At 46.0% G+C, this 9024-nt stretch carries 4 protein-coding genes, 1 tRNA gene and 1 riboswitch; of the genes, 2 read left to right on the top strand and 3 right to left on the bottom strand.

The annotated features are described in order from the left end of the window. Window positions 1-16 precede the first annotated feature (16 nt). Window positions 17-1138: a pyridoxal-phosphate-dependent aminotransferase family protein gene (locus tag MHO32_RS15105; protein ID WP_239212798.1), complete on the bottom strand. Its 1122-nt coding sequence runs from the start codon at window positions 1136-1138 to the stop codon at window positions 17-19. A gap of 223 nt (window positions 1139-1361) precedes the next feature. Further along, window positions 1362-1540: riboswitch (Lysine riboswitch) on the top strand. Between the two features lie 123 nt (window positions 1541-1663). Between MHO32_RS15105 and lysC the strand changes: the two genes are divergently transcribed. Then, window positions 1664-3016 carry a lysine-sensitive aspartokinase 3 gene (gene lysC, locus MHO32_RS15110; protein ID WP_239212800.1) on the top strand — a complete coding sequence of 451 codons (1353 nt, stop codon included), beginning with the start codon at window positions 1664-1666 and terminating at the stop codon, window positions 3014-3016. Window positions 3017-3083: 67 nt separating this feature from the next. Here lysC and metH read toward each other — a convergent pair whose 3' ends face one another. Continuing rightward, complete coding sequence (metH, locus tag MHO32_RS15115) at window positions 3084-6764, bottom strand: methionine synthase (RefSeq protein WP_239212802.1); 3681 nt, start codon at window positions 6762-6764, stop codon at window positions 3084-3086. Window positions 6765-6953: 189 nt separating this feature from the next. Between metH and MHO32_RS15120 the strand changes: the two genes are divergently transcribed. After that, a complete protein-coding gene (locus tag MHO32_RS15120) occupies window positions 6954-8279 on the top strand; it encodes a cation:proton antiporter (RefSeq protein WP_239212804.1) in 1326 nt (441 codons plus the stop codon). A gap of 653 nt (window positions 8280-8932) precedes the next feature. Here MHO32_RS15120 and MHO32_RS15125 read toward each other — a convergent pair. After that, window positions 8933-9009 (bottom strand) — tRNA-Asp (locus MHO32_RS15125). Window positions 9010-9024: the final 15 nt, after the last annotated feature.

Genomic DNA, 9024 nt, shown 5'->3' on the forward strand with positions numbered 1-9024 from the left:
TCATTGCCGAGGCGATTTATTCAGTCAGTGACTCTTCCAAAGCTCGCAAACACAAAGCTACATTTTCAGGTCGAGCACCATAGCCCATCAGTCCAATTCGCCATGCTTTACCAGCCAGTGCACCAAGACCTGCACCAATCTCTAGGTTGTAGGTTTCAAGTAAGTGATTGCGCACTTTTGCTTCATCAATTCCTTCAGGGACATAAATCGCATTCAATTGCGGTAGTCGATATTCTTCTTCTACCACGAATTCAAAACCTAGTTTTTGCAGACCCGCTTTAAGCTTCTCATGCATTAACTGGTGACGCGCCCATGCATTTTCTAAGCCTTCATTTTTAAGGATAAGTAGAGCTTCATGTAGCGCATACAAACTATTCACCGGCGCAGTGTGGTGATAGCTGCGTTTGCCTTCTCCACTCCAGTAACCTAATACTAAGCTTTGATCCAAGAACCAGCTTTGAACTGGTGTCGTCCTGGATTGAATCTTCTCAATAGCAGCCGGAGAAAGAGTCACTGGCGATAAGCCGGGAACACAAGACAAACATTTTTGGCTGCCAGAATACACCGCATCTAACTGCCATTCATCGACTTTGAGAGGTACACCACCAAGCGAAGTCACGGCATCGACAATCGATAGCAGACCGTATTGCTTCGCAAGCTTACCCAAGACTTGAGCGTCACTCACCGCGCCCGTCGACGTTTCTGCATGAACAAAAGCAAGAATCTTCGCATCAGGGTGCTGCTTTAATGCTTCTTCAACTTTATCGACCGATACAGGCGTTCCCCACTCATCATCGACGACAACCGCTTCACCACCAGCACGAACCACGTTTTCACGCATACGCTCACCGAAAACACCATTGCGGCAGACGATGACTTTGTCGTCCTTTTCAATCAAGTTGACAAAGCACGTTTCCATACCTGCACTACCCGGCGCAGAGACTGCGATAGTAAATTCATTTTCCGTTTGGAAAGCGTATTTAAGCAGTTGTTTTAGTTCATCCATCATAGCAATGAAAAGTGGGTCTAGGTGACCAACCGTTGGACGGCTAAGCGCTTGTAAAACCTGAGGTGAAATATCAGATGGACCAGGTCCCATTAAAATACGATGTGGGGGAATAAAGCTTTGGATCGACATGTCAGCTCCTTGATTGCAGTCATTCATCCTGAGCGTTATAAAAGTTCTATGTAAAATGCTGGCTCAGGCATCGGAGTTTTCACCCTAATAGATTTTTCCTCTATCGGCAATTAGCCCTAAGTATAGAGGTCAAACCACTGTCACAAATTCGTTAATAAAAACTTTCATAATGGTTGAGATATTGGTTGACAATGTGACAGCAAAACCGTTCAATGTTTAAGCTTTATGCAGAAGAGGAGCACTGCCCAGGCAGGTGATTTGTGGAGCCGCAATTCCAATACCAATCACTCAGGGGGAGCAGTGCCGAGGTAAGTCAAAGTTGCAGGATTTGACTTGTCGGTTGACTTGGGTTGAGTCCCATCAACTGTCATCAGCGCCGTATGATGAAGAGCTTCTGAGGGTAAATTTTCAAATTACATTCTAACTACCTCTCTATTTGCTCTGTTCCTTTCCTCACCAAACATTGGATGTATTGGGCAACCAATTAATTGTTGTTATTTTTTCAGGAAGTCGTGGGAGAACGCAGTGAGCGCATTTAACGTAGCAAAATTCGGTGGAACCAGTGTTGCCAACTTTGAGGCAATGAGTCGTTGCTCCACTATCATAGAAAACAACCCAAATACTCGTCTTGTCGTCAGCAGCGCTTGCTCAGGTGTCACTAACTTATTGGTTGAGCTGGCAAATGGTGTTCAAGACCAAGAACATCGAGCAGAAGTACTTCAGAAACTAGCAGGTATCCACGAATCGATTCTGTCGCAGCTAGAAAACGCAACCGAAGCAGCAGCTGAGGTTTATTCGATTCTTGATACCGTCACGAGCTTGGCAGAGGCTGCTTCAATCCAAGCAAGCACCAAACTGACAGACCATTTAGTCGCTTGTGGTGAATTAATGTCGACTCATATCCTTGCACAACTAATGCGTGAGCGTGGTGTGAACGCAGTTCGTTTTGATATTCGCGACGTGCTAAAAACCGATGGTAATTTTGGTCGAGCAGAACCTAATGTCGAGACAATTTCGCAGCTAGCACAAGAAAAGTTAGTACCACTTTGCCAAGAATACGTGGTTATCACCCAAGGTTTTATTGGCTCAGATGAAGAAGGTAATACCACCACGCTTGGTCGTGGCGGCAGTGACTACAGTGCAGCACTCATTGCAGAAGGTGTGAAAGCAGCAGGTCTAGAGATTTGGACCGACGTACCGGGCATCTATACCACAGACCCACGTATCGCCTCAAAAGCAGCGCCAATCCCAGAGATCAGCTTTAGCGAAGCATCAGAGATGGCAAACTTCGGCGCAAAAATTCTACACCCTTCAACGCTAGTTCCGGCACTTCGTCACAACATCCCTGTATTCGTAGGCTCGTCTAAAGAACCGGAAAAAGGAGGTACATGGATCCGCCACCAAGTAGAGAGCTCACCTTTATTCCGAGCACTTGCTCTGCGCTGCAACCAAACCATGGTGACATTACGCAGTGCTAACATGTTCCACGCATACGGCTTCTTAGCCAAAGTATTTGAGATCCTAGCGAAGCACAAAATCTCTGTAGATCTGATCACCACATCTGAAATCAGTGTGTCACTCACTCTTGACCAAACAGACACGTCTGGCGGTGCTCCTCAGTTACCACAAGCCGCGCGTGAAGAGCTTGAAGAGCTATGTAAAGTAGAAGTGGAGCACGACCTATGCCTCGTCGCTCTGATTGGTAACAACATGAGTGAAAGCAAAGGCTACGCGAAGCAAGTATTTGGCACGCTAGAAGACTTCAACCTACGTATGATCTGCTACGGAGCAAGTCCACATAACCTGTGCTTCCTTGTTCACGAGTCGGTATCTCGCCAAGCGATTCAAAAACTGCATACTGAATTGTTCGAGCAATAAAAACTCTTTCATCCACTAATAAGCAAGGGCTGCACATGGCAGCCCTTTTCGTTTCGATCTGGTTTGGTTAACCGTTAATGTTGGGACCTAACCATTTTTCCGCTTCGATCTTATCCCAGCCTTTGCGATCAGCATAGCTTTGCAGCTGATCCTCTTGGATCTGAGCGATCGCAAAGTAACGAGAGTCAGGATGCGAGAAGTACCAACCCGATACAGATGCACCTGGGTACATCGCATAGCTCGATGTCAATGACATACCAATGTTTTCTTCAACATTCATCAGCTCCCAAAGCGGTCCTTTCTCAGTATGCTCTGGACATGCTGGATAGCCCGGAGCGGGACGAATACCTTGGTATTTCTCACGAATCAGCTCTTCATTCGACAGAGCTTCATCCGCAGCGTAACCCCAAATCTCTTTACGCACACGCTCATGTAGATACTCAGCAAATGCTTCCGCCAGACGGTCCGCTACCGCTTGAATCATGATGGCATTGTAATCATCACCCTGCGCTTTGTATTCGTCGGCAAGTTCACGCTCACCGATACCACCGGTTACTGCAAAAGCACCAACCCAATCGCGCTTACCAGACTCTTTCGGTGCAACATAATCAGACAGACAGTAGTTGAAGCCTTTTGGTTTCTCCGTCTGCTGGCGTAAGTTATGCAGCACTTTCGCCACTTCGGTACGCGATTCATCGGTGTAGACTTCGATATCATCACCCACGCTTGCAGCAGGGAACAGCCCACACATACCGCGCGCTTTGAGTAACCCTTCACGCTCAACACGATCTAATAGTTCGTTAGCATCTTTGTACAGGCGCTGCGCCTCTTCGCCCACTTCTTCATGGTCAAAGATTGTTGGGTACTTACCGACTAACGACCAAGTCATAAAGAAAGGTGTCCAGTCGATGTACTTACGCAAAGTAGACACTTCAAAGTCATCAAAAATATGGATACCCGGCTTCGCAGGAGCAGGAGGAGTGTACTTACCCCAATCAATCGCGACTTTGTTCGCTCGTGCTTCTTCTAAAGTAACAGGCTTAGTGCGCGGCTTCTTGCGGTTATGCTGATCACGCACGCGTTCATAGTCCACGTCCAGCTTCTCAACAAAGCCAGGACGAAGTTCGTCTGAAAGTAATGATGTACATACACCAACCGCACGAGAAGCGTTATTGACGTAAACCACTGGATGTTTGTAGTTTTGCTCAATCTTTACCGCCGTATGCGCTTTGGATGTTGTCGCACCACCAATCAGAAGCGGAAGATCAAAGTCAAGACGCTCCATTTCTTTGGCTACATGCACCATTTCATCGAGGGACGGAGTAATCAAACCAGAAAGACCAATGATGTCGACGTTTTCTTCTTTGGCTACCTTGAGGATCTTCTCACATGGCACCATTACGCCAAGATCGATGATCTCGTAGTTGTTACATTGCAGAACCACGCCAACAATGTTTTTACCGATATCGTGCACGTCACCTTTTACCGTAGCCAGTAAGATCTTACCGTTGGAAGAACCGGCTTGCTTCTCTTTATTAATGAAAGGCTCTAAGTGCGCTACCGCCTGCTTCATAACACGCGCTGATTTCACTACCTGCGGAAGGAACATCTTACCTTCACCAAATAAGTCACCCACCACGTTCATGCCGTCCATCAATGGACCTTCAATGACTTCAAGTGGCTTAGAGGCATTAAGGCGAGCTTCTTCGGTATCTTCAACGATGAACTCAGTAATGCCTTTAACCAGCGCATGCTCTAGACGTTTTTCTACCGCCCAAGTACGCCACTCTAGTGCAGAAGCATCTTCTTCTTTGCCAACACCCTTTCCGGCGTATTCTGCCGCGATATCAAGTAGTCGCTCGGTCGAATCATCACGGCGGTTAAGAACCACATCTTCTACTGCTTCACGTAACTTATCAGGAACGTTATCGTAAATTTCTAACTGACCCGCGTTCACGATGCCCATGTCCATACCGTTTTTAAAACAGTGGTATAGGAACACCGCGTGAATCGCTTCACGAACGTAGTTGTTACCGCGGAATGAGAAGGAAACGTTAGAGACACCACCGGAGATCATCGCGTGAGGCAAGTCGCGCTTAATGTCGGCAACCGCTTCGATGAAATCCACGGCGTAGTTGTTATGCTCTTCGATGCCCGTCGCAACCGCAAAGATGTTCGGGTCAAAGATGATGTCTTCTGGTGGGAAGCCGACTTCATCAACCAAGATACGATAAGCATTAGTACAGATTTCTAGCTTACGCTCACGTGTTTCTGCCTGACCAACTTCGTCAAACGCCATAACGATAACTGCGGCACCGTATCGACGAATCAGTTTTGCTTGCTCAACAAACTTCTCTTTACCTTCTTTCAAAGAGATGGAGTTTACGATGCCCTTGCCCTGAATACACTTCAGACCCGCCTCGATAACCTCCCATTTAGAAGAGTCGACCATGATAGGCACTTTGGAGATCTCAGGCTCAGATGCGCATAGGTTTAGGAAGCGAACCATACAGGCTTCTGCATCCAACATGCCTTCATCCATGTTGATGTCGATGATCTGAGCGCCGTTCTCAACTTGTTGTCGGGCGACCTCTAACGCTTCATCATAGAGTTCTTCTTTGATCAGACGTTTAAATCGAGCAGAACCAGTTACGTTAGTACGTTCACCCACGTTGATAAACAGCGTCTCTTTTTCAATAGTAAGAGGCTCAAGACCGGATAAACGACACGCAACCGTAAGCTCAGGCAAATCACGAGGTTTCACACCTTCAACTGCCATTGCCATATGGTGAATATGCTCTGGCGTGGTACCACAACAACCACCAATTAGGTTGAGGAAACCGCTCTCCGCCCACTCTTTAACGTGTTCCGCCATATCTTCTGGCGAAAGGTCATACTCGCCAAAAGCGTTCGGTAGACCCGCGTTTGGGTGAGTAGAAACAAAAGATTCAGAAATACGAGAAAGCTCTTCTACGTACGGGCGCAGTTCATCAGGACCAAGCGCACAGTTCAAACCAAATGAAATAGGGTTAACATGACGAAGAGAGTTATAGAAGGCTTCCGTTGTTTGACCAGAAAGCGTACGTCCAGAAGCATCGGTAATGGTACCGGAGATCATAACTGGTAACTCGATGCCTAGTTCTTCGAAGACGCTATCAACCGCGAAGGCACAAGCTTTCGCGTTAAGTGTATCGAAGATAGTCTCGATCAGAATAAGGTCAGAGCCACCTTTGATCAGCGCTCGAGTTGATTCTGAATAAGCTTCAACAAGCTCATCGAAGCTGACGTTACGATAGCCCGGATCGTTTACATCAGGGGAGATAGAACAAGTACGGTTTGTTGGACCAAGCACACCCGCGACATAACGTGGGCGCTCTGGCGTTTTTGCCGTCCACTCATCAGCGGCTTCACGCGCAAGCTTTGCAGCGGCAAAGTTGATTTCCTCACTCAGGCTTTCCATCTCATAGTCAGCCATCGCAATCGTCGTCGCGTTAAAGGTGTTGGTTTCAAGAATATCAGCGCCTGCTTCTAAGTAAGCGCTGTGAATTTCCTTAATCAATTGAGGCTGAGTGAGCACCAACAAATCGTTGTTGCCTTTTAGATCACAATGCCAATCCGCAAAGCGCTCTCCTCGATAGTCTTGCTCTTCAAGTTTATATCCCTGAATCATGGTGCCCATACCACCATCGATCAGCAAGATACGTTGCTTTAATTGAGCTTCAATCTGTTGTCTTACATTACTTCCCACAGTACAGCCTCATTCCTTTAGTTATCTCTCCATCCTATCACACAAATTAAAGGAGTCTAGACGTCTAAAATACGAATTACTGATTATTTTGTCTCCGTCGAGTTACAAAATAATCTCGAAAAAATGTTTGCTATTTAGTCAACATCGTCCGAGAATTCCATTCATAAAATGTTACAAATAGAGAGCTCTATGTCGGTCTATCATACTTTATGTTTTCTATCTGCAGCGGCAATGGTTATTGCCTTTGTAAACAGTAAGATAGGAAAGATGCAAACCACCATCGCAATCACTGCCGGTTCGATGATTCTTTCACTCCTCATTCTAATCGCAGGTCAAAATGATTGGTTTCATCTCACCGAGATAGCGACCGAAACGGTTACCAGCATTAACTTCGAGGACTTTCTTCTTAAAGGTATCCTCGGATTCCTACTTTTTGCCGGTGGTTTGGGTATAAAACTCCCTAACCTCAAAGACCAAAAATGGGAAATCACCGTACTCGCTTTAGGTGCAACACTCTTCTCAACCTTCTTTATTGGTTTTGTACTTTACGGCTTCTGCCAAGCTATCGGCATTCAATTCGACCTCGTCTACTGCCTGCTATTCGGTGCGCTTATCTCCCCAACCGACCCGATTGCAGTACTCGCCATTGTTAAAAAGCTTAATGCACCAAAACGAATCTCTACACAGATCGAAGGTGAATCTCTGTTTAACGACGGCTTTGGTCTGGTTATTTTCGTAACACTATTCACCATCGCCTTCGGTACTGAAGCTCCAACGGTAGGTAGTGTGACAATGCTATTCATTCAAGAAGCGATTGGTGGCATCGTTTACGGCTTCGTACTAGGTTTAATTTTCCATTACCTAATCAGCGCAACTGATGACCACTCAATGGAACTACTACTTACTATAGGTGTACCAACCGCTGGTTACGCATTTGCAGAATACCTTCACGTATCTGGACCACTTGCGATGGTGGTATCGGGTATCATGCTCGGTAATTGGACGCGCTTCATTGGCTTCTCTAAAGAGAGTGAAGATCATCTAGACCACTTTTGGGAATTGGTCGATGAGTTCCTAAATGGCGTGCTATTCCTTCTTATTGGTATGTCGATGCTGTTGTTCGAATTCCACAAAGAAGACTGGATCATGATGGCAATTTCAGTACCACTAGTACTGGCTGCTCGCTATCTAAGCGTGTTCATTTCTTACATCGGATTTAAGCGCTATAGAAAATATAATCCTTGGTCTATTAAGATCTTAACTTGGGGTGGCTTGCGCGGCGGCCTCGCTCTAGCTATGGCACTATCAATCCCATCGGGTATCTTAGTTATTCCAGAGAAATTGATTGATGTGAAAGAGATCATCATGGTGATGACCTACTCGGTGGTTGTGTTCTCAATCCTGATTCAAGGCTCCACCATTACGCCAATGATCGAGAAAGCGAAACAAGCAGAGAAAGACATGGAAGCAAAAGTTTCATCGGAACCACAAGAAGCAAAAGCATCTCAAGAATAAGTACCGCGACAATTCTTAAAAAAAGGCAGCCAACTGGCTGCCTTTTTTATACTTTGTTCGCGACTAGACCTCTAGACAATATTCTATTCCCTAGCCCAGCACCTTTTATAGTTCGATCAACCAAATACAGCCAAAGTGGTAATGAATAGCTTCAACTTGAGAAAAATCTACAGGAATGCATAAAGATGGCTAGCAAAATCTATCAGATTCACTTTTGCAAACCTCAAGATCTTTACTAGCGAGGACAAGACGTTCTATGTGAGTGTGACTAAGTCCAAACATTAATGCTCAAGCAAATTTACGAACCACTGAGCTCTAGTTGAAAAGTTAATGAGTATCTAAATACAAAAGTTGTTCTGTCGAACCACGTCGTTGTGTGGTGTTTTTCTGAATAACAGTAATTAAGGTAGGGCGTCGGAAGAAATTGCAGGTTATCTGAAACTTTTGCGGGCTCGTTTTCTAGAAAGAGGGAATCGTACTCTAGAAATGACAAAAACCAGTCCGGAGACTAGGTTTCTAAATAAGTGGCGGAGCGGCTGGACTTGCACTCAATTGGACTCACACACGAGCGGAGTTCATACACCAATAGGTGAATTTGAATTGTCAGATACGAAAAAGCCCTAGCATTTCTGCTAGGGCTTTGTCTGAATAAGTGGCGGAGCGGACGGGACTCGAACCCGCGACCCCCGGCGTGACAGGCCGGTATTCTAACCAACTGAACTACCGCTCCGCACTGGTTAGACCT

It is taken from the genome of Vibrio sp. MMH1-50 (genome assembly GCF_022347645.1).
Taxonomy (GTDB): domain Bacteria; phylum Pseudomonadota; class Gammaproteobacteria; order Enterobacterales; family Vibrionaceae; genus Vibrio; species Vibrio harveyi.

Excerpts from the sequence above, each read along its gene's own strand:
- MHO32_RS15105 (WP_239212798.1), bottom strand. The coding sequence starts at position 1,138 with ATGTCGATCCAAAGCTTTATTCCCCCACATCGTATTTTAATGGGACCT.
- MHO32_RS15120 (WP_239212804.1), top strand. The coding sequence starts at position 6,954 with ATGTCGGTCTATCATACTTTATGTTTTCTATCTGCAGCGGCAATGGTT.